The sequence below is a fragment of the Streptomyces sp. V1I1 genome (genome assembly GCF_030817355.1).
GTDB lineage: Bacteria > Actinomycetota > Actinomycetes > Streptomycetales > Streptomycetaceae > Streptomyces.
This window is the reverse complement of record NZ_JAUSZH010000001.1, coordinates 1,873,704-1,894,057: the sequence shown is the minus strand read 5'-3', so window position 1 is coordinate 1,894,057 and position 20,354 is coordinate 1,873,704. Positions and strand designations below refer to the sequence as shown.

The window sequence follows — 20,354 nt, the reverse complement described above, 5'->3', positions numbered from 1 at the left end:
TCCGGAGTGAGCGGGAGCGGGCTCGTGTAGGTGAGCTGGTCGTGGCAGCCATTTCCGCCCGAAGAGGAGGGATGGACTGTTGGTCATGACGCTCGTTTGACGCTCCGGGCGCCCACACGCGGAACAGCGAGCCGATAATTCGGCTCTGACCTGGGCTTTTCCGTGACTCGCCCAGGCCGACACTTTTCCGATGACGCACCATGTGGAGTGCGTAGCGATCCTTGAGCCTGCCGCAAAGGGCGTCTGACCTGCAGGTTCGTGCCGTGTGCGTTATGTGCGCTGTGGGCGTTACGGGCGATATATTGACGCATATTCGACGCACGTGACGCACGTTTGACGCACGTTCTGAGGGGTCGTCACCACGCTGATCCTGCAGCTCACGCAGGATGGATGGCCCGGTTACGTTCGTTTAGCTGTCTCGGCACTGAACCCCCTTTCGTGCGAAGTGCTTACTGGCATGTTCTCAGCCGTTGCAGGGGGTTGGGGCATGCTGTCAACTTGGGAAGTCGAAGGTCTCCTGGACTCCAGGAGATCCAGCGGTTGGGCGAGGCGCTCGCGGAACCTTTGGTTCCTTGGTTGCGTAGGGCGGGACAGGAAGTACACGCAGGTCTTTGAGGTCGTCCGTTGTTATCAACGGGCCTGCGGTGACTTTGTCCAGGAGCTGGTCCTGCTTGGGCTCGAGGGCAACGAGCAGGCCAAGCACGTTGATGAGGTCCAGCAGCTCCACGGTCCATCGTGCAGGCCAAATTCCAGGCAGCATGTCGTTGAGAGGCGTCTGCCACTCGACATCGGGCTTGCGCTTCCGGAAGGCGAACCACTTGCGGATCACTTGCACGCCGCCGATCCGGTATTCCCAGATCTCCGGTGCGACGGGTGTGATGGGTGCCGCCTCCCAGCGTGAGGGTGCGGCACGCTGCGTCGTAGGTGCCCGCCTGGCGGCCTGGCCACCGAGCCTGCCGATCACGCCCTCGGCAGGTCCCGTGGCGGGCTGACCGCGAAGATCCACCTGACCTGCGAGCAGGGCCAGAAGCCGTTGGCCATCCTGGTCACGGCGGGCCAGCGCGGCGACTCGCCGCAGTTCACCGCGGTGCTCGAAGCCATACGCGTGCCCTGCGACGGGCCCGGCCGCCCACGCACCCGACCGGATCGGGTGCGAGGCGACAAGGCCTATTCCTCCTGGGCCAATCGGGACTACCTGCGCCGACCCGGCATCGCCTGCACCATCCCCGAGCCGGCCGACCAGATCCGCAACCGCAAGCGCCGTGGCCGCTCGGGCGGCAGGCCGCCGGCGTTCGACCGCGAGGACTACAAGGGCCGTCATGCCGTCGAGTGCGGGATCAATCGCCTCAAGCGCCACCGAGCCGTCGCCTGCCGCTTCGACAAGCTCGCCGTCCGATTCCAGGCGACCGTGCTCGTCGCCGCGATCGGCGAGTGGCTGTGAGGGGCCGCCGTCCCGTCGGCCCGGCATGCCATCCTGTCCCGCGACAGCAATCCGTGTCCCTCGGAGGTTCGTGGCCGCCACCTACCACCGCGCCGACAGCGAGAACGGTGACCACATCGACGACCCGTCCGAAGACGCCATCTACATGCTGATCGACGACCTAAACGACAGCGACAACACGTTCGTCGTCATCTAGCCCGACGAGGACGACCCCGCTTGGTACGTCTCAGTGGCCGTCCTCGACACGGGCGAGGGCTACGAAGTAGTCCGCCGTGACACCCGTAGCCGCGAGCACGATGTCACCACGGGCGACGACATCAGCGACATCGCGCACGAGATCGTCTCGCGGCTCAAGGGCCGGAGCCGCCCCAGGCCAACAAGCTGAGGCGGCAGCGTTCTAAGACACGGCCTAGCGCGCCACGCGGTAGCGGAGGTAGACGACTCTCGAGCTGAAGGTGCGGGTCTCGACGAGTTCGAGATCCATCCGGCGCTCGTGCTGGGGAAAGAACGGAATGCCACCGCCAACCAGCACCGGGTAGACCATGGCTCGGTACTCGTCGATCAGACCTGACGCGGCCGCCTCGGCGGCGAGAGTCGCGCCGCCGATCGCGATGTCGCCCTCCCCCGGCTCGGCTCGCAACCGCTCGATCTCCTCCGCCAGGCCGCCGGAGGCCAGGCGGGCATTGCCCTGCACCGCGGACAGCGTGGTGGAGAACACCACCTTGGGGAGCGGCTTCCAGAGCGCGGCCCACTCGAGCATGGAGTCGTCGAGCGATGGATCCTGGTCGGCGGTCTCCCAGTACAGCATCGTCTCGTACAGCCGTCGTCCCAACAGGTGGACGCCGACCTCTCGTATCTCGTTGATCCAGAAGCGAAAGACCTCCTCGTCGGGTGCCGTCCAGTCGAAGTCGCCGTCCGGCCCGACGATGTAGCCGTCAAGTGAGACGCTCATCGAATAGGTCACGCTGCGCATCAGAAGTCCTCCTCGGTAACGGGTTCGACAGTACGACCGCCGGACGCCGCAGGACTCATCGCGGCTCGCGGGATCCCCTGGGCTAAGGCGGTTCCTTCTGGGCCTGGCCGTCCCGGCGTGCCCCGGCGGCGTGCTGGTGAGTCCGGCAGATCGTGGAGTCGACGTTCACCGTCCACCCGATGCGACCGCGCGTTGGCTCGCGCCTGGAGCTTGGTGAGCAGCCCTGCCCACACTCCCAGGCGCTGCCAGCGGCGGAACAGTCCGTAGACCGTCTGCCAGGCCCATAGCAGGGCGGGAGGTCCCGCCACGGAGCCCCGGTCCGCACTCGCCACCGGATCCCGTCGATCAGCATCCGCTTCGACCTGGACGGCCTTTGATCGCACCCCGACCCTCGCCGGGACCAACGAGCGCTGCTGGGGCCTGGCGTATGGGACCCAGCAGAGCGACCCGGAACTGGCGCTAGAGCCGCCAGTTCCGGGCCGTGCTGAATGGAAGCTCAGGCCGCTGTGGCGGGGGTGGTGGCCGTCGCCCGCTCGGCGCGGACCTGGTGGAGCAGCTGCAGCACTTCGTTGTAGACGCCGTCAGGGTCGCCGGTCTCCAGGATCAGCACGGCCACCATGTCGAGGGCGTGGTTGATCTTCCCGCCGGTGTCCTTCTTCGCCTGCTCGATCCACTTCAGGTTGCGGGCCACGAACTTGACGATGCGCCAGCTCGCGCCGCTGTTCGGCGTCTCCAAGTCGGCCGCGGACCGGATTATCGACCAGGTCGGTCCACTCCTCGTGCTCCAGCCCAGGCAGCGTTTCGCGAAGGACACCGTGCTCATCGTGGACGGCACCCTGGTCCCCACGCGGGATCACACGGTTGCCGAGCAGTCGAAGACATCTCATGTCGCTGGTGGGTCAAGTCGGCGTTAGGCGGCAAGGTCCAGAGGTACTGCGAAGGCGCGATCGGGGTCGTAGTGTGCCCGGTTCTGAAGACAGTGGTAGAGGCAGCCGAGCAACTTGTTGAATAGGTTCCTCAGCGCGGCTGTGTGACGTTCCCCGCCTGCTCGTCGTCGGTCGTAGTGGGGGCGTGGGGCCTCGGTGCGGAGGGCGGCGAAGGCCCACATGTATCCGGCGGCGGCCAGCCGCTGGTTCTTGACTGTTCGGGCCACGACGACGTGGCTGCGGCCTGATGCCCGGGTGACGGGAGCCGCGCCGGAGTATGCCTTCACCGCTCTGGCGTCCGCGAAGCGTTCGCGGTCGTCGCCGATTTCGGCGAGGACCCGCGCTCCGGACAGTACTGACAGGCCCGGGAAGCTGGTGATGATGCCGGCATCCGGGTGCGCGAGAAACGCTTCCTCCGTCGCTGCCGCAAGCTGGGCGACACTGTTGCAGGCGGCATCGAGCTGCTGGATGAGAGCCATCGCTTGGTGTCCCAGGGCCAGTTCGACCTGCGGCAGCTGGCGAAGGCTGTCCGCGCGGAAGATGTTCCGGAGCCGCTCGACCTCGGTGTCGATTCCGCAGCGCGGGCGGGCGGTGCGCTTGATCAGTGCACGCAGCTGGCTGCGGGTGAGATTGGCGGCGTCAGCCGGCGTGGGTGCGGCGGCGAGGATCACGCGAGCGCGTGGTGAGTCGAGTCCGGTCTTGCCCGGTCCGTGGAAGGCCACGAGGGCAGCCGGGTAGTACTCACGCAGGTGAGAGCGGAGCCTATTGATCATCTGCTGCCGGTCCCAGATCGCGTCTTGGTGGGCGCGGGCGAGAACCGCAACGGCCTGCACGGCCTCACTGTCTGCGGGCAAGGGCCGGTGGGCGTGCCGATCGGTGCGGAGGATGTTCGCCAGGATCCGGGCGTCGGCGGCGTCTGACTTGGCCCGGGAGACGCTGCCGCGGTCGCGGTCGCGGTAGCGGGCGGCGGCCAGGGGGTTGATCGCGTAGATCTTCCGACCGGTGGCCCGCAGGCTGGCAACCAGCAGGCCGCGCGGAGTCTCGATAGCAACCGGGATCGGAGTCTCTGCGGTATCGCCATGCCGAGCCAGTAGTTCCATCAGCGCGTGGAATCCGGCGCTGTCATCGCTGATCCGAAGCTTGGCCACCTGGGTGCCGTCCTGGTCGACAAGGGCTATGTCGTGGTGTCCTTCCGCCCAGTCGATGCCGCAGTAGATCGCGCTCAACTCCTGTACCTCCATGTCAACTTGCCAGTCCTTTCCCGAGCGGAGCACGCGGCGCTCTAATAGAAGTGCTCGGGGCACGCCATCTCATGAGCCGTTCGTGTCTCCAGCGACCGGCAGGGACCTCGGTCTGCTGAAGAGCTCCCGGGCTCGCGAATTACTGAGAGGTCGGCCCCTGCCAGCGGGCTGGTGACATGAAATCTGTGGTGCCCGTGCTTCCGCCGGGCGGGACCGGTCTTAGACAAGAGATCAAGGTCCCGAAACTACCGAAGGTCTCCGCCCGGCAGGGCGGGGCAGAGTGGAGCCGGTCTGACCACGGGGATCACAGTCCCTGAAGGGCGGCAGGCCTCCACCTCGCGATGGCACCCCTTGTGCTCATGCACCTGGGGTCACCGGTCACCTATTAGAACTACCGGTACTCCACCAACCACCAGGTCGTCATCGACGCCGACACCCGACTCGTCGCCGCCGTCGGCCGGCCCCTGCCGGGCAACCGCAACGACTGCAAGGCATGGGAAGAATCCGGGGCCAAGGCCGCCGTGGGCAAGACCATGACGATCGCCGACGGCGGCTATCCAGGCACCGGACTCGTGATGCCGCACCGCCGCCGGGCCGGCGAGGAACTCCCCGACTGGAAGCAGCAGCACAACCGCTCCCACAAACAGGTCCGCGCCCGCGTCGAGCACGCCTTTGCCCGGATGAAGACCTGGAAGATCCTTCGCGACTGCCGCCTGAAGGGCGACGGCGTTCACACCGCCATGCTGGGCATCGCCCGGCTGCACAACCTCGCCCTCACGGGGTAACTCCCGCCCCATACGAGACCAGAGAGGTCCAAGGGAGGTGACTCCCCACCTCGACGGCTCGGAGGACGTTCAGTCGATGCAGAACTCGTTGCCCTCGATGTCCTGCATCGGGATGCACGAATCATTGCCGTCATAAAGAGTTTGGACGTGTACCGCGCCGAGCGGGACCAGTCGTGCGCACTCGGCCTCAAGTGCGGCGAGGCGCTCTTCACCTACGAGTCCGGTGCCGACCCGCACGTCAAGGTGCAGCCGGTTCTTGGCGGCCTTCCCTTCGGGGACGCGCTGGAAGTACAGTCGCGGGCCCACGCCTGAGGGATCAATGCAGGCAAACCATGCGTCCTGCTGCTCAGGTGGCAGCGAGCTCTTGAACTCGTCCCAAGTGGCAAACCCCTCCGGTGGCGGAGGTAGGACGTACCCCAACACCTCACACCAGAAACGAGCGAGGCGCTCAGGTTCCGCGCAGTCGAAGGTGACTTGGAACTGTTTGATCGATGACATCGGCGCACCCTACCAAGGGGGCTCTGTTGCTCATTTCCCCAGGTGGATCCGCATGCTGTCGAGAGGACGGCCCCAACCCGGCCGAGTCCTGGGCCGCCTTGGGCACCAGGTGATCAGACCAACAGCCCACAAGAACGACGTAACCCTGGCGGCGTAGCCCACCGGTGGGGCCCAGGATCCTATCCCGACCACCCTCATGCCAAAGATCAGTTACGGGACAGCCCTTAGGGCTTGCAGATCATTAACACGTCGTCTTGATCACGCTGTTGGGGTTGTCGCTCTGGGCTCGAACCCGAGCTTGGAGGGCTGTGAGGGCGGCGGGCGGGGTGGCCGCCGGCGCGATGACGATGCCGTGTGCCTTGAGTAGCCTCCTGATCTTCAGCAGGGTGCGGTGCATGGCGGTCCGACTGCTGTCGAACAGCACGGCGAGGGGTTCTGCGGCCAGGGCGACCCGCAGGTGGAGCACGGTGGCCAGGACCTGGTCGGGGAAGGCGAGCCGGGGCGGGCGGCCGCGCTGGGTATCGCCGTCCGGGGCCAAAGTCTGTGCGAGGTCGGCCAGTTGCTGTGGGGACATTCCGGTCAGAGTGGGGTCGGACAGCAGGGCCTGGTCCCATTCCGGGCTCGGCATCTTCGGGGCCTTGGCCGCCGGGATGGCTGGGCATGGCTGCGGGTGCAAGACGTAGTTCCAGTCGCCGTGGAAGGCGTGCCGGGCCAGTGGCAGGGCGGCCATGTCCGCGTCGCCGATGTGGACTCCTGTCGGGTAGGTGTTGGTGTCGAGTTCTGCCCTCACGCGCAGTCCGGTGCGGGTGGTGGTCGCGGCGATGGACTGGACGATGACTTCGTGGCTGGTCAGCGGGCGGCCGCGCCAGTTCATGGTGATGTGGGAGAAGAGCCGGTGCTCGATCTTGTTCCACTTCGAAGTCCCCGGCGGCAGGTGATACACAGTGATGACCAATCCCGTTTCCGCGGCGAGCGTGGCCAGTTCGAGTTTCCAGGCCCGGGTGCGGTAGCCGTTGGAACCGCCCGCGTCAGCGGTGATCAGTAGTCGTGTCGCGCCTGGGTAGGTGCCCCGGCCCTGGTCGTGCCACCAGCGGCGGATCGATTCCACCGCGAACGCGGCGGTGTCGTGGTCGGTGCCGACGTTGACCCAGCCGGTGTCCGCCGCGAGATCGTAGATCCCGTAGGGGACGGCCTTGCCCAGTTGCGGGTCGGCGAAGTCATGGACGTTCACCCGTACCGGATCGGCCGCGGGCCGCCACTGCCGTCCGCTGTTCTTGAACGCGCCGACGAGCTCCTTCTTCTTGGTGTCCACGCTGATCACCGGCTGACCGGTGTCCCGGTGCTCGCGGGCCTGCTCGTTGAGATAGCAGAACTGGGCATCCCGATCCGGATGCTCGCTGCCCTCGATGGTCTTGGCGTTGGCCTGCAGACTGAAGCCCTCCTCGCGCAGCAGGCCGGCGACCGTGTCGGCACCGACCCGGTGTCCGGCCAGGGTCAGCTCCCGCGCCAGAGCGCGGGTCGACCTCACCGTCCACCGCAGCGGCGACATCGGATCACCCCGCACATCCGGCTCGACCAGCGCCAACAGCGCCGGCCGCAGCCCCGGATCCAGATCCGCGACCCGCTTGCGGCCTCCACCCGGACGCCGCACCCGCCCCAGAGGCTCCTCGCCGGACTCCAGCTCGAACACACCTTTGCGGACCGTGTCTCGCTGACCGCGGCCGCCCGCGCGACGGCCCGAACACCACCATGCCCCAGAGCACGCGCCTCCGCGGCCATCAACAGCCGCCGTTGCCGCTCGTCCAGATGCGGCAGCAACACGGCAAGCTTCACAGCGAGTTGGTCACGTGTCTCGTCCGGGATGCGCATACCACATCAACGACCCCGAGAACGGGAAGCAACACCTTGATTCCCTGCAAGCCCTTAATTGAGGGAGAGCGCGGCGAGCGCCGCCCCTGCCCAGGAGGTGTCCTTGTTGGTGTCCGGGTGGTCCGGGTCCATGGTGGCCAGCGCCCGCTTGATGAGGGGAAGTTGGTGCTGGCGCAGGCCGGGAGCACTGAGAAGATTCCATCCTGATTTCGCAGGCCACAGGGCTGGCGTGGGGCGGGAGTGACGTACTCGTGCTGGCCGTGGGCGTGATCGGCGGCAGGTGATCGTCTGTCACCTCTGGACCTCGGTGATCGCCAGGACGAGCAGGGCCCGCAGGAGAGTGGTCGCGTGGCGGGCGTTCATGCGGACCTTGGTCAGGACGCGCCAGGACTTCAGGTTCGCGAAGCCGTGTTCGTTCGCGGCGCGTTCGCGACTGATCAGACCGTTCATCTCTCTCTCGGCGTCGGTCAGTTGGTGGGTGCGGGTGGCTTTGCGGCCGGTGGTGACCACCGGGTTGTCGTCGGGGTCGTCGTCCAGGCCGACGAAGCCGAGGTCGGCCAGGGCGCCGAGCCCGGCCTCACGCAGATGGCCGGTGAGCTTGTTGTGGCGGGCGGTGGTGATCTCACTGGAGCGTCCGGGACGGGCCGCGGAGATCCAGATCAGGTTGCCCGTCTCGTCGGTGAGGGCGAGGAACAGCAGGCCATGGGCCTTGTGTTTCCCGGAGAAGTTCTCGCGGTTGTCCACCCCGGTGCGGCGGCGGGTGCGGATGAGGGTGCCGTCTTCGACTGCCGCCAGGCGGGTGCGGTCCCCACCGACTTCGGCGAACTGGTCCTTGCCCGGGCCCGGCCCATCCTGCCAGGCGTCGACGGCCCGCTCGCCGACACCGCCCGCGCCGCCCGCCGCGTGTCGGCTCCCGGACCGCGTCCGCCTGGGTCCGCCGACGCTCCCTTGCTGAGTCATCTCAGCCTGGCTGTACGGGAGTTGATGCCCCGTACCGAAGTGACATCCCGCTCCCGGCACTCCCCCGTACCGCTCCTGGACGACCGGGCGGCGGGCCGCCTGGAAGCCGCCGTCCGCGGCGACAACCGCGATCAGGAGCTCCAGCCCCCGGGGCGGCGTGGTTTTCGCCCCGCTCGTCACCGAGCCGGTCTGCGCCCTGCTCCCCACGGCCCATCCGCCGGCTTCCCAGAAGGAGGTGGCCCTGGCCCAGGTCCCGGAGGAGCCTCCACGTTCTCAGGGGATTGACAGATGAACCGGGACAGTTGAGAAGCCTGGTGTCCCGCGCACGAACGATGCGCGGGACACCAGGCTCTCCTGGCTCAGTTCTTGTCGGTGACCGAGGCCCCGGTCACCGGCCGCTCCGGGCCGGCAGTTGGCCGCAGTCGCCGCCGGCGCACTTGCTCAGCCAGTCGGCGAAGTCGGCGTCGTACTTGGTGCCGATGGTGTCGCGGAGCAGGCTGTGGGCCGCGTCGTACTCGCCTGCGCGGTAGTGGCCGAGCAGGGTGGTCACGTCCTCGGGGTGCGACTGGAGCATGTAGCGGACGCCCAGATAGCCCCACTGGTAGATACGGGTGGTATCGGCGTTGTCGTAGGTGGTCCCGAAGAGCTGGCTGAGCTTGTAGGTGTTCTTGCCCGCCTCCTCGATCGCCCTGTCGTAGGTGACGTCGCGGTACGAGTAGGAGACGTACTCGGCGAAACCCTCGATCCACATCACGGTCGGGGTGGTCTGCCCGGCTGCGAAGTCGCCGTACATGTCGTAGCGGCCGTCGAGGTAGTGGGTGTACTCGTGGTTGAGGTTCCAGATCTGGAAGGCACCGTCCTCGGCCGGCTGCTCGTAGGCGATGAAGCGCGGCTGGTTGCCCTCAGCGGCCGGGTCACCCTCCAGGTACATGCCGCCGTTGTTGGTGTCGATGCCGAAGACGACACCGGCGTAGGTCTTGTAGTCGGTACTGGAGTTGAAGGCGACGATCTCGATGTTGGTGTTGTTGTCGTCCTTGACCGGACCGTTGTCCTTGACGATGTTGTGGAAGACCGGGTCCTGCTTGAGGACGCTGTCACAGGTGGCCGACAGTTCGGCCGCGGTCAGCGCCTGTGCGAGGATCTTCGCGCTCGGACCGCATTCGTGCTTGACCGTCAGCACGGCGTCACGCACGCGGCTCTGCAGGTCGCAGGTGTCGTACTCGGCGCAGTTCTCCTTGTCGTGCTCGTCCGTCATCTCGGCAAGGCCGACCCAGAGCGGGGCGGTGCGTCCAGTGATCTCGCTGCGGTCGAGCAGTTCCTTGACCAGCGGCTTGACGGTGTCCTTGAGGTCGGCGTGCTGCAGGAAGCGGCCGAGTTCGCGTCCGGCGTTGCTGGCCAGGTAGGACTTGTCGGTGCCGAGTAGGTCGTCGTGGGCGACGGCGAAGTCGCGCAGTCCGGTGAGGACGCTCGGGTCCGCCTGCACGGCGGACACGAACTCCGGCAGCTGGTGGCCGCGGAAGAGCACGGTGTAGGTGTTGTTGACCGCCGCGACCATCCCGTAGAACTGGTCGTACGACGAGTTGTAGTCCTTCTGCAGACGCTTGACCACGTCGAGGTGGCCGGCGTTCTCTCCGGAGCTGTCGATCAGGGTGACCGTCTCGGCCAGGGTTTCGCCGTTGGCCTCGGTGACGTCGAAGGCGTGGGACGAGCCGAAGAAGGCATCCAGAGCGCCCTGGATGGCGCTCTTCAGCGTCGGGCCGTATTCGCCGACGTTCTCCGGCTGGTTGTACTGGATGTAGTAGCCGGCGCGCAGGTACAGCACCACCTGGGTTGTGAAAGTGCTGTTGTCCCCCGGGTAGTTGGTCGCGACATCCTTGAGTGCGTTCGCCACCGTGACCATCTGTTCCTCGCGGAAGAGGGCCTTGGAGTCCTCACCGGTCACGCTGAACAGCGTGTTGATGCAGGTGGTTTCCGACTGCTTGATCTGCTCGACCAGGGCAGCGCCGGTCTTCGAGGTGAAGTCGCTGACGTTGCAGTCCGCCGCGGTCTTCGCCGCAGAGTGGGCCTGCTTGCGCTGTGCGGCGTTCTGGGCCGCGGGGAGCGGAGGGCGTTGCGCGGGGTTCGAGGTCTTCGTGGCCGATCGCGCGGGGTCGGCGGCGTGTCCGGGTGCGAGATCGGCGGCAAGCACGGTGGCGGAGGCGGGCTGTGGGGCGGGGGCCGACCTCGGTGCGGACTTGGGTGCCCCGGAGCCGGCCGGGGCCGCCGCGCCATTGGGGGCGAGCATGGTGAGCCCCAGGCCGGCGGCGGCCACGGTAGGTATCAGCAGTTGGGCGAGTTTCCTGAGGGTGGGGGGTCTGCGCATAGCGATGGCCTCCAGGCCGGTCGGCAGCCGTGCGTGGGGCACGGCGGTGGGGGGTGCGGACCGTGATGGCAACGGAAGTTGAGCACTCCCGGAGCTGTCATGCCCGCGGAAAGTGTGACCGTACAATTTCACAGTTCACATGGCAGTGAAAGGGACTTGCAAGCAACGGAAGAAATTGATGAGCCGTCAGAGAGGGGTCCTGTCGGGGACCTTGGGGTTCCCGGACGGAAATACGTGATCGCTGGGCATGCTCATGCCGGTTTCGAGGGACGACCGTCGTCCCTGAGGTGAGCCGGTGCCCCTCCATCCCCACTCTGGTGCGCGGATTCCGCCCCGGACCGCGCGGGTGGCGCGGGCAAGCAATCCCGGTGGCACGACGGCGACATGGGTACGAGACCGGCTGGACGGGCCGTGGAGTGACGAGGACTTCGTCGGCTGGTCGCAGGCGAAGGTGTTCCGAGGTCACGGGTGCTGGCGTGGGTGGCGGGTGGCGTACTCGGGCCGGTCGGGGTCGTGTCCGGGCCGGGGGCCGGTGGGTTGCTGCTCGTGCCGCACCACGCCGAGGGCGTGACCATGGACGTGCTGCCCGCCGACTACCAGCGGATCCCGCGTGCCGCGGAGGGCAAGGGCAAGCAGGCGGTGATGATGCGGGAGGTGTGTGAGGCGCTGGGCATGGGGTGCAGCCGCAGCAGACCGAGCCGATGCGGGGAAAGCTCAAGCGGCTCGCGGACAGGGGCTGGCAGCACCGCACCCCCTCGGGCCGCTACAGCGCGCGCTGACACCGACCCGCCCAGCCGCGGACGCGCCGCTTCCTGCCGTAACACGAGGGCCCCGGCCGCGAGTTGGGGAATCTGTGAAACACCAGCCCACGGAAGGCCCTCATGATGCTGTCTACCAGGTTCGCCTGCCGCTGTCGAAGCGAACCATCGATCTCGTCGCCGACCTGATACGCGCCCGACGCAAGCGACTTGGCGCCCGCTGGCGCATGGCCACCCCGGGCACCCAGGCCCTGATCGTGCTCGCCGTCCTGCGCCACGACCAGCGGCTGGCGGAAATGGTCGGCGGCAACGACGTCTCCGCCTCCACCGTGCGCCGTTGGGCGATCGAAGTGATCAACCTGCTCTCCGCCCGCGCCCCGCGCCTGGACCGCGCGTTGAAGAAGATCGCCCGGAAGGGCGGGGTCGTCGTCCTGCTGGACGGCGCCCTCGTCAGGGCGGCACCGCCACCGGCCGGGCTGCAGCCCGGTGCCGCTCCCGCCAGCGCGCGTACGTCGGGCTGGCGGAGCAGGTGGACAGGTAACCATCGGCGACCCGGCGCAGGACCTCGGTGCCGCAGGCCGCGAGAGGGCCATCGTGGTGCCAGGCCAGAATGTGCCGGTACCACAAGGGGTTTTCGGCCAGAGGGCGGACCGTGACGCCGGGCACCTCGATGAACGTGGCCTGGCAGAGGCTGACGGCCAGGCCCGCCCTGACGATCTCGATCAGCTGCCGCCCCTCCGCTTCGTAAGGGGCGAACGGAGCGCGGTCCGTCAGGGCGCAGACGGAAGCCCAGTATTCGCGGGTCCGGTCGCCGTCGGGCCGGGGAACCGCCCAGTCCTCGTCCAGAAGCTCGGGCAGCGGGACCTCGTCCCGCGCGGCAAGCGGGTGGGTCGCCGGCAGGAGGACGAAGACCGGCTCCGTGACGATCGCGTGGAGTGCCACGCCCTCACGCTGCGGCAGCTCCAGGTCCGGGTGGTCACCGAGCACCGCCGCTTCCAGCCGGCCCGCGGCGAGGTCGTCGAGCAGAGCGACGGGCGAGTACTGACAGCGGGCGGTCAGGTGGGCTTCGGGCAGCAACGCCTTTACGGCCAGGAGGAGATGACCGAGCAGCGGAGCGCCGACCGAGCCGACGCGGATCCGGTCCGCGGCCGACATGCGGCGGGCGGCCCGGGCCGTGTCGGCGAGCAGCCCGTCGATGCCCGGCAGGACGGCGCGGGCCCGCCCGATGACGAGCTCGCCGAAGGGCGTGGGGACGGTGCCCTCCTGTCGCCGGGCGAACAGGGTCCCGCCCAGCATGGCTTCGATACGGCGCAGTTGGGCGCTGAGTCCTGGCTGCGTCATGCGGAGTGCGGCGGCAGCGCGGGTGAGGCTCCCCGCCTCGGCGATCGCGCACACCACCCGCAGGTGCCGTATCTCCAGATCCATGGCGCGGATGTTATGGACCGGCGACAGCTTTCGGACAGGGCCGTGCGTCATCAGTCTTATGTGAAATGTCACACGCCATTCATGGAAAGGTAGTGATCACGTGAGACCCCCACATCTCTCGTCGACCACCCGGCCGGCTCTTCTGCCGCTGCTGCTCGCTGCCCTGCTCCCGCTCCTCCTCCTCGGCACCCCTCCCGCCCGGGCTGCGACGGCCGCGGACAGCGTGTCGGCCTGTGCGCTGCGCGGCACCACCGGCTGGACGGACGAAGGACAGAACACGGACTACTCCGTGTTCAAGCGCCCGTCGGGGACCATCAAGGTCGCCATGATCTTCGTGGACTTCCCGGATGCACCCGCCACCGCGTCCCCTGCCGAGGACGCGGCACAGATCACACCCGGTGCGGACTGGCTGTGGAACGCCTCGTACGGCAAGGCCTGGCTGGCCATCACCCAGCACCAGCGCTGGGTCAGGATGCCGCACCGCTCCACCGACTACGGCTACGCGCGCGGGCTGTCGCACGAGGAGCACGAGGCGTACGTCAAGGACGCGGTCACGGCGGCCGACCCGTACGTGGACTTCTCGCAGTACGACATGGTCTACGCCGTGGCGACGAGGAACGCGTCGGCGATCTCCTTCACCCCCACCTATGTGTACGACCCTGGAACAGCGGGTGTCGTTGCCGACGGCAGCCGGATCAAGTGGGCGGTGACCTTCGGCCAGGACATGTGGCACTGGGGCAAGAAGCTGGTGGCCCACGAGACCGGCCACACCTTCGGCCTGCCCGACCTGTACGCCTTCGCCGCGGGCGACGACGCCCACCGCTTCGTGGGCGGATGGGATGTGATGGGCCTGATTGGAGGAGCGGGACCGCAGTACTTCGCCTGGCACTCCTGGAAGCTCGGCTGGACCCAGGACAGTCAGGTCGTCTGCCGGGCCTCGGCAGGCAGCGACACCGTGTATCTCACCGCCGTCGAGTACGGATCCGGCACCAAGATGGCGGTCATACGCACCGGTCCCACGACCGCGTACGTCGTCGAATCGAGGCGGAGCGTCCAGGCGGACACCGGCGTCTGCTCCACCGGTGCGCTGGTCTACGGGGTCGACTCCTCCGTACCGACCGGTGAAGGGGCGATCCGGGTCATGGATGCCAAGCCGACGGCCACGCCGGCGTCGGGCTGCCGCCCGCTGGACGACGCCCCGTACTGGGCCGGCGAGACGTTCACCGACACCGCGGCCGGTGTCCGGATCGACGTACTGAGCGCCGACGGGTACGGCGAGACCGTGCGGATCACCAAGTCGTAGCGTGACGCGGAGGGCTGTGCCCCGGTTCCTGCCCGAGGAGCCGGGGCACAGTCGTGGTCAGCGCAGGCCGGGCACCGGCTCAGGCCGCTTCGGGGAAGTGGCAGGCCACCTGCCGCGTCGCGCCCGGCACCGTGTTCCCCAGTGACGGTGCCTCGGTTCGGCAGATCTCCTGGGCCTTGAGGCAGCGCGGGTGGAAGGTGCAGCCGGGCGGGGGCGAGGCCGGGCTGGGCGGGTCCCCGAGCAGGGTGATCCGCTCTCGGGACCGTTCGGTGGCCGGGTCGGGCAGCGGTACGGCGGACAGCAGCGCGCGTGTGTACGGGTGGGCCGGGGCGGCGTAGACCTGGTCCTTCGGGCCGATCTCGACGATCCGGCCCAGGTACATCACGGCGACCCGGTCGCACACCCGCTTGACGACCGACAGGTCGTGGGCGATGAAGAGGTAGGCCAGGCCGAGTTCGTCCTGGAGACGCTCCATCAGGTTGACGATCTGGGCCTGGACGGAGACGTCGAGGGCGGAGACCGGCTCGTCGGCGACGACGAGCCGGGGGCCGGTGGCCAGTGCGCGGGCGATGCCGATGCGCTGGGCCTGCCCGCCGGAGAACTCGTGGGGATAGCGGTCGATGTGCTCGGGGATGAGCCCCACCAGCTCCATCAGCTCAGCGGCCCGCTTGCGGGCGTCCGCCGCCGGACTGCCCTGTACGAGTAGCGGGTCGGAGATGATCCGGGCCACCGTCTGGCGGGGGTTGAGGGAGGAGTGCGGGTCCTGGAAGACCATCTGCAGGTCCTTGCGGAGCGGCTTCAGTTCCCGCTGTGACAGGTGACTGATGTCGCGTCCGTCGTAGGTGACGGAGCCGGTGGTGGGTTCCAGGAGCCGGACAATCATGCGGCCGGTGGTGGACTTGCCACAGCCGGACTCTCCGACCAGTCCCAGCGTCTCGCCCGCCGCCACGTGGAAGGTGATGCCGTCGACGGCCCGGACCGGGGCGGACCGACGCCGTCCGGGAAACGTCATCGTCAAGTTCTGTACAGACAACAGGGGTTCAGTGGGAGTCATGAGGCGATGCCTTCGTACGCGGGGAAGTGGCAGGCGGCCGGATGTGCGGCCGGACCCTCGAGCAGCGGGAGCACCGTCTCGCAGCGGGAGCGCTCCTGGTCGGAGGCGCGGGCGAGCCTGGGGCAGCGGGGTGCGAACGCGCAGCCGGGAGCCGGGGTGAGCAGGGACGGCGGGCTGCCGGGGATCGCTCTCAGCGGTTCGTCGTCGCTGTCGTCGAGGCGGGGAAGGGAGTCGAGCAGGCCGCGGGTGTAGGGGTGGTCCGGTGCCGTGAACAGGGTGTCCACGTCGGCCCTTTCGACAGCCCTGCCCCCGTACATCACCAGCACCTCGTGGGCGACGCGGGCGACCACACCCAGATCGTGCGTGATCATGATGACGGCCAGACCTCGCTCCTGCTGGATCCGTGCGATGAGCTCCAGGATCTGCGCCTGCACGGTGACGTCCAGGGCAGTGGTCGGCTCGTCCGCGATCAGCAGCTCGGGTTCGCAGGACAGGGCCATCGCGATCATCACGCGCTGGCGCATGCCGCCGGAGAACTGGTGCGGGTACTCCCGCGCCCGGCGTCTCGGCTCGGGGATGCCGACCTCGGCCAGCGCCTCCACAGCCCGCTCACGGGCGGTCCTTCTGCCGCTGCCGAAGTGCACGCGGTGGTGCTCGGCTATCTGTTCGCCCACGGTGTAGTAGGGATGGAGGCTGGAGAGCGGGTCCTGGAAGATCATCGCCATCTTGCGGCCGCGCAACCGGTTCAGCTCGCGCTCCGGCAGACCGGTCAGCTCCCGGCCGCCCAGGATGATGGAGCCGGTGACCGAGGCGCCGGTGTGCAGGCCCATCACCGCCAGGGAGGTGACGGACTTGCCGGAACCGGACTCGCCGACGATGCCGAGGGTCTCTCCGTGCCGCACCTCGAAGCCGAGGCCGTCCACGGCCCGCACCGGACCGCGAGTGGTGGCGAAAGTGACCGTCAAGTCCCGTACCGAGAGCACGGGTTCGGGGGCGCCCATCAGTACCTCACTCGGGGGTCGACGACGGCGTAGAGCAGGTCGACGGCCAGGTTGGCGACGACGATAAAGGTGGCGGCGAGCAGCGTGACGCCGAGGATGACCGGCTGATCGCCGGTGGACAGCGCTCCGTAGAAGAGCCGCCCGATGCCGGGGATCCCGAAGATGGACTCGGTGATCACCGCGCCCGCGAGCAGCCCGCCCAGGTCCATCCCGAAGAGGGTGAGGATGGGCGTCACGCCGGCCCGCAGCCCGTGCTTGACCACGACCGTCCGGCGCGGCAGACCCTTGGCGCGGGCGGTGCGGATGTACGGCTCCGCCATCGCCTCGATCATCGAGTTGCGGCTCTGGCGCGCGTACATGGCCGCGTACAGGATGGCCAGGGCCAGCCAGGGCAGCAGCAGGTTCGAGGCCCAGTGGAGGGGGTCGGAGGTGAACTCCACGTACTGCGGGTAGGGGAGGAGACCGGCCGTTCGGATCAGCCCGTAGATGAGCATCACCGAGGTGAAGTAGACGGGCAGGGAGGCGGCGGCGACCGCGCCGACCATCAGGGCGCGGTCGGTGAGGGTGTCCTTGCGCAGGGCGGCGGTGACTCCCGCGGTCAGGCCGAGGGACAGCCAGATCACCGCGGCGCCCAGGGCGAGTGAGGCGGAGACCGGGAGCCGGTCCATCAGCAGGTCCCACACGCCTTGGCTGTTCTCGTACGAGTAGCCCAGGCACGGGAAGTCGCAGTGCAGCGCGTACTGGCCGCTGCCCATGGTGCGGCCGGTGAAGATGCCGGTGACGAAGTCGGCGAACTGCCGCCACAGCGGCTGGTCCAGCCCCATGTGGGCGCGGATCGCCTCCAGGCGCTCGGTGCTGCACGACTTGCCGCAGGCCGCGGCGGCCGGGTCCGAGGGCAGGACGTAGAAGATGGTGAAGGTGACTGCGGCGACGGCGATCAGAACGCCGATGACGGCGACGATCCGGCGGCCGAGGTAGAGGATCACGTGCGGTTCCCTCTCGGGTCGAGGACGTCGCGCAGCGCGTCGCCGAGCAGGGTGAACGCGAGCACGGTGAGGAACAGACAGAGGCTCGGGATGACGAAGTACATCGGATCGGTGTCGTAGAAGGCGACGCTCTCGGCGATCATCTGCCCCCAGGAGGGGGTGGGCGGACGGACGCCGACGCCCAGGTAGCTCAGGGCCGCCTCGGTGGCGATCATCCCCGGGATGATCAGGGTGGTGTACGCGATGACGGGCCCGGCGACGCCCGGGAGGATGGACCGGCCGATGATCCGCCAGGGCCCCGATCCGGCGACGCGTGCTGCGTCCACGTACTCGCGATGCCTCAGCGAGAGTGTCTGGCCGCGCACGACGCGGGCGATGCCCGGCCAGCCGAACAGGCCGATCACGGCGGTCATCAGGACGACCCGGTTGACGTCCTTGGCCACGGACATCATCGCGATCATGAAGATGAGGGACGGGAAGGACATGGTGAGGTCCATCAGGCGGGAGAGCACAGCGTCGGTGCGGCCGCCGAAGTAGCCGGCCGCGATCCCGGCCACCGTCCCCGCGATGACGACGATCGCGGTGGCGGCGAAGGCGATGAGCAGGGAGATCCGGGCGCCGTGCACGACACGGGCGAACAGGTCCCGGCCTGTGACGGGTTCGACGCCGAGCCAGTGCTCGGCCGAGACGCCACCGAGCGGACCGATGGGCTGTCCGCCCAGATAGAAGTCGACGGCGGACTTGTCGAACTCCTCGGGAGACCAGCCGCCCAGCGCGCTGAGCAGGGGGGCGGCCACTGCCATGACCGCGAAGAGCGCGACCACGACGAGGGAGACCTTCACAGAGGGGCGACGGCGCAGTTCCGCGCGGGCGAGCTGCCAGGGGCTGCTCCCCACCGGAACGGAGACGGTGGAAGCCATGAGATGACGTACCTTCAATTGCTGCTCTTGGAGGGGTCCTTGAGGCCGACCGTGGCGTAGTCGATCTGGCCGCCGAAGGATGTGTGGCCGAACGCGCCCGCGACGTTGGTACCGAGCAGGAGGGGCATGCGCTCGATGACGGCGGGTGCCGCGGGGGCCTTGGCGAGGATCGTTCTGTCCAGCTCGCGCCACGCCTTGCCCGCCTGTTCGGCATCGGTCATGGCGGCGATCTCGTCCATCCGCTTCATGGTCGCCTCGTCGCGGAAGAGCGAGTGATTGCCGGAGTTGCCCTTCTCCTTGATGTAGCGGCCGTCGAAGACGAAGGGAAGGAAGGTGGAGCCGGAGGGGTAGTCGGGGCACCAGCCGGTGTAGACCAGATCGGTGCGGTTCTTGGTGTCGCCGATGGTGTCGTAGAAGGCGGACGGGTCCACCGTCTCGATGGTGACCTTGATCCCGGCCCGGCCGAGGGACTGCTGGACCGCCTCCGCGACGCCCTTGTCGCCGTTGGAGACGGTGATGCTGGTGGAGAAGCCGTCCGGCTCGCCCGCTTCCTTCAGCAGCTGCTTGGCCTTCTCCACGTCACCGGTCGCCGGGATCTTGAGGATGTCGGGCTGCTTGCCGCCGAAGAGCGGACCCGGCATGTAGGCGGTGGCCACGTCGTTGAGAGCCGGCCCGCCGGAGGCGGTCAGGATGCCCTCGCGGTCCAGGGCGTACTGCACGGCTTGACGCACCTTGACGTTGTCGAAAGGCGCGCGGCCAGTGTGCATCTGCACCATCTCGGTGCAGTTGGTGGACTCGGCGAGCAGCCGCTTCCTGACGTCGCCCTTGGTCAGCACCTTGGGGGTGCTCTCGGGACGCAGCTTGCCCCAGGGCACAGCGGAGGCGTCCTGGCCCTGGCCGGCGATGAGCCGGTCGTCGATCTGGTTGGCCTTGAGTCCCATCACCACGACGACCTTGTCCGGATACGCCTTGCGCACGGTGTCGGTTCCCGGGTTCCAGTGGGTGTTGCGGACCAGCACCAGCTGCTTGTCGCGGCCGTACGATTCGATCTTGTACGGCCCGGACGAGAACGGGCGGTTGTCGTACTGGGGCCCCTTGTCCTTCGCCTTCGGCACCGGGGCGAAGGTGGGCAGGACCGTCGCGTAGGGGAACTCCGCGAAGGGCTTGCGCAGTTCGAAGACGATCGTGTGCTCGTCGGGGGTCTTGACGGAGTCGAGGTGCTTGCCCTGGGCCGGACCCCGGTAGCCCTCGGCGCCCGCGAGGTAGCGGGCCGCGTAGTCGGGGCCGCCGGGCAGGTCGGGAGAGAAGGACCGCTCCACGTTGTACTTGATGTCCTGGGCGCTTATCGGCGAGCCGTCCTCGTACTTCAGGCCCTTCTTGAGCCTGAAGGTCCACGTCTTGGCCCCGTTGGAGGAGACACCGAGGTCCTCAGCGAGGTCGGGGACCAGCTCCCCGCCCTTGGCGCCCGGTTCCGCCTTGTACGTGACGAGGGTGCGGTAGAGCAGCCGGGTTCCGAAGTCCATGTCGCCCATCACCCAGTTACGGGCCGGGTCGAGGTGGGTGAAGTCCTGGTTGGACAGGACGGTGAGGGTGCCGCCCTTCTTCGGCGTCCCGCCAACCACTTGGCCGTTGTTGGTCGTTGCTGGGTTCTTGCCGTTGCGGGAGCCGCTCGCCTCCGGCCCACCGGAGCAGCCGGCTATGCCGAGGGCGAGGGTCGCCACCAGCGCTGTGGCGAGAGCGGTACAGGTGCGCTTGTCCATGAGTGGTCACTCCGGAAGCAGTTGGACAGCCGAGGGCTGCTGGAATGTGACCTGTAACATAGTAATGTGAAATTGCACTGACAAGATGTCGG

The 20,354-nt window shown here is 68.1% G+C and carries 14 protein-coding genes and 6 pseudogenes; 5 read left to right on the top strand and 15 right to left on the bottom strand.

Annotated elements, in window-relative coordinates; translation table 11 throughout:
- Positions 1-493: 493 nt before the first annotated feature.
- Positions 494-964: a type ISP restriction/modification enzyme gene (locus tag QFZ67_RS09215; protein WP_307660608.1), complete on the bottom strand. Its 471-nt coding sequence runs from the start codon at positions 962-964 to the stop codon at positions 494-496.
- Here QFZ67_RS09215 and QFZ67_RS09210 point away from each other — a divergent pair.
- Together QFZ67_RS09210 and QFZ67_RS09205 are read left to right on the top strand one after the other, a co-directional pair.
- Positions 959-1,441, top strand: a pseudogene (locus QFZ67_RS09210) (IS5 family transposase); the annotation flags it as partial. The gene QFZ67_RS09215 and the pseudogene QFZ67_RS09210 overlap by 6 nt on opposite strands.
- A gap of 25 nt (positions 1,442-1,466) precedes the next feature.
- Positions 1,467-1,826: pseudogene (locus QFZ67_RS09205) on the top strand (hypothetical protein).
- 24 nt (positions 1,827-1,850) lie between these two features.
- On the opposite strand, the gene QFZ67_RS09200 reads toward QFZ67_RS09205, so the two are convergent.
- The 3 genes and pseudogenes from QFZ67_RS09200 to QFZ67_RS09190 form a co-directional block, all read right to left on the bottom strand.
- Positions 1,851-2,414 (bottom strand): dihydrofolate reductase family protein, encoded by a 564-nt coding sequence (locus QFZ67_RS09200; RefSeq protein ID WP_307660607.1) that lies wholly within the window; start codon positions 2,412-2,414, stop codon positions 1,851-1,853.
- A gap of 106 nt (positions 2,415-2,520) precedes the next feature.
- A pseudogene (locus QFZ67_RS09195) lies at positions 2,521-2,886 on the bottom strand (transposase); the annotation flags it as partial.
- 24 nt (positions 2,887-2,910) lie between these two features.
- A complete protein-coding gene (locus QFZ67_RS09190) occupies positions 2,911-3,105 on the bottom strand; it encodes a hypothetical protein (RefSeq protein WP_307660606.1) in 195 nt (64 codons plus the stop codon).
- Here QFZ67_RS09190 and QFZ67_RS09185 point away from each other — a divergent pair.
- Positions 3,104-3,292: pseudogene (locus QFZ67_RS09185) on the top strand (transposase family protein); the annotation flags it as partial. The gene QFZ67_RS09190 and the pseudogene QFZ67_RS09185 overlap by 2 nt on opposite strands.
- Positions 3,293-3,324: 32 nt before the next feature.
- Here the strand turns inward: QFZ67_RS09185 and QFZ67_RS09180 are convergent.
- A complete protein-coding gene (locus QFZ67_RS09180; protein ID WP_307665777.1) occupies positions 3,325-4,581 on the bottom strand; it encodes an IS110 family transposase in 1,257 nt (418 codons plus the stop codon).
- Between the two features lie 389 nt (positions 4,582-4,970).
- Here QFZ67_RS09180 and QFZ67_RS09175 point away from each other — a divergent pair.
- Positions 4,971-5,366 (top strand): annotated as a pseudogene (locus tag QFZ67_RS09175) (transposase); the annotation flags it as partial.
- Between the two features lie 69 nt (positions 5,367-5,435).
- Here QFZ67_RS09175 and QFZ67_RS09170 read toward each other — a convergent pair.
- From QFZ67_RS09170 to QFZ67_RS09150, 5 genes and pseudogenes are all read right to left on the bottom strand, one after another.
- Positions 5,436-5,864, bottom strand: a complete 429-nt coding sequence (locus QFZ67_RS09170) for a VOC family protein (protein ID WP_307660605.1) — start codon at positions 5,862-5,864, stop codon at positions 5,436-5,438.
- A 241-nt stretch (positions 5,865-6,105) separates the two neighbouring features.
- Positions 6,106-7,733, bottom strand: a pseudogene (locus QFZ67_RS09165) (ISAzo13 family transposase).
- Between the two features lie 291 nt (positions 7,734-8,024).
- A complete protein-coding gene (locus QFZ67_RS09160; protein WP_307660604.1) occupies positions 8,025-8,900 on the bottom strand; it encodes a transposase family protein in 876 nt (291 codons plus the stop codon).
- 181 nt (positions 8,901-9,081) lie between these two features.
- Positions 9,082-11,055: a collagenase gene (locus QFZ67_RS09155; protein WP_307660603.1), complete on the bottom strand. Its 1,974-nt coding sequence runs from the start codon at positions 11,053-11,055 to the stop codon at positions 9,082-9,084.
- 1,208 nt (positions 11,056-12,263) lie between these two features.
- On the bottom strand, positions 12,264-13,238 hold the full coding sequence (locus QFZ67_RS09150; RefSeq protein WP_307660602.1) for a LysR family transcriptional regulator: 975 nt from the start codon (positions 13,236-13,238) through the stop codon (positions 12,264-12,266).
- Between the two features lie 100 nt (positions 13,239-13,338).
- Between QFZ67_RS09150 and QFZ67_RS09145 the strand changes: the two genes are divergently transcribed.
- Positions 13,339-14,541, top strand: coding sequence for a M6 family metalloprotease domain-containing protein (locus tag QFZ67_RS09145; protein WP_307660601.1), 1,203 nt, complete (start codon positions 13,339-13,341; stop codon positions 14,539-14,541).
- 79 nt (positions 14,542-14,620) lie between these two features.
- Here QFZ67_RS09145 and QFZ67_RS09140 read toward each other — a convergent pair whose 3' ends face one another.
- From QFZ67_RS09140 to QFZ67_RS09120, 5 genes are read right to left on the bottom strand one after another with little or no spacing between them, the layout of a single operon-like run.
- A complete protein-coding gene (locus QFZ67_RS09140) occupies positions 14,621-15,595 on the bottom strand; it encodes an ABC transporter ATP-binding protein (protein WP_307660600.1) in 975 nt (324 codons plus the stop codon).
- On the bottom strand, positions 15,592-16,596 hold the full coding sequence (locus QFZ67_RS09135) for an ABC transporter ATP-binding protein (RefSeq protein WP_307660599.1): 1,005 nt from the start codon (positions 16,594-16,596) through the stop codon (positions 15,592-15,594). The genes QFZ67_RS09140 and QFZ67_RS09135 overlap by 4 nt, the downstream gene beginning before the upstream one ends.
- Positions 16,596-17,582: an ABC transporter permease gene (locus QFZ67_RS09130; protein WP_307660598.1), complete on the bottom strand. Its 987-nt coding sequence runs from the start codon at positions 17,580-17,582 to the stop codon at positions 16,596-16,598. The genes QFZ67_RS09135 and QFZ67_RS09130 overlap by 1 nt, the downstream gene beginning before the upstream one ends.
- Entirely contained in the window at positions 17,579-18,502 is a 924-nt protein-coding gene (locus tag QFZ67_RS09125) for an ABC transporter permease (protein ID WP_307660597.1), read from the bottom strand. The genes QFZ67_RS09130 and QFZ67_RS09125 overlap by 4 nt, the downstream gene beginning before the upstream one ends.
- A 14-nt stretch (positions 18,503-18,516) precedes the next feature.
- Positions 18,517-20,262, bottom strand: coding sequence for an ABC transporter substrate-binding protein (locus QFZ67_RS09120; RefSeq protein ID WP_307660596.1), 1,746 nt, complete (start codon positions 20,260-20,262; stop codon positions 18,517-18,519).
- Positions 20,263-20,354: the final 92 nt, after the last annotated feature.

Excerpts from the sequence above, each read along its gene's own strand:
- QFZ67_RS09200 (WP_307660607.1), bottom strand. The coding sequence starts at position 2,414 with ATGCGCAGCGTGACCTATTCGATGAGCGTCTCACTTGACGGCTACATC.
- QFZ67_RS09180 (WP_307665777.1), bottom strand. The coding sequence starts at position 4,581 with ATGGAGGTACAGGAGTTGAGCGCGATCTACTGCGGCATCGACTGGGCG.
- QFZ67_RS09170 (WP_307660605.1), bottom strand. The coding sequence starts at position 5,864 with ATGTCATCGATCAAACAGTTCCAAGTCACCTTCGACTGCGCGGAACCT.
- QFZ67_RS09155 (WP_307660603.1), bottom strand. The coding sequence starts at position 11,055 with ATGCGCAGACCCCCCACCCTCAGGAAACTCGCCCAACTGCTGATACCT.
- QFZ67_RS09150 (WP_307660602.1), bottom strand. The coding sequence starts at position 13,238 with ATGGATCTGGAGATACGGCACCTGCGGGTGGTGTGCGCGATCGCCGAG.
- QFZ67_RS09140 (WP_307660600.1), bottom strand. The coding sequence starts at position 15,595 with ATGACTCCCACTGAACCCCTGTTGTCTGTACAGAACTTGACGATGACG.
- QFZ67_RS09135 (WP_307660599.1), bottom strand. The coding sequence starts at position 16,596 with ATGGGCGCCCCCGAACCCGTGCTCTCGGTACGGGACTTGACGGTCACT.
- QFZ67_RS09125 (WP_307660597.1), bottom strand. The coding sequence starts at position 18,502 with ATGGCTTCCACCGTCTCCGTTCCGGTGGGGAGCAGCCCCTGGCAGCTC.
- QFZ67_RS09120 (WP_307660596.1), bottom strand. The coding sequence starts at position 20,262 with ATGGACAAGCGCACCTGTACCGCTCTCGCCACAGCGCTGGTGGCGACC.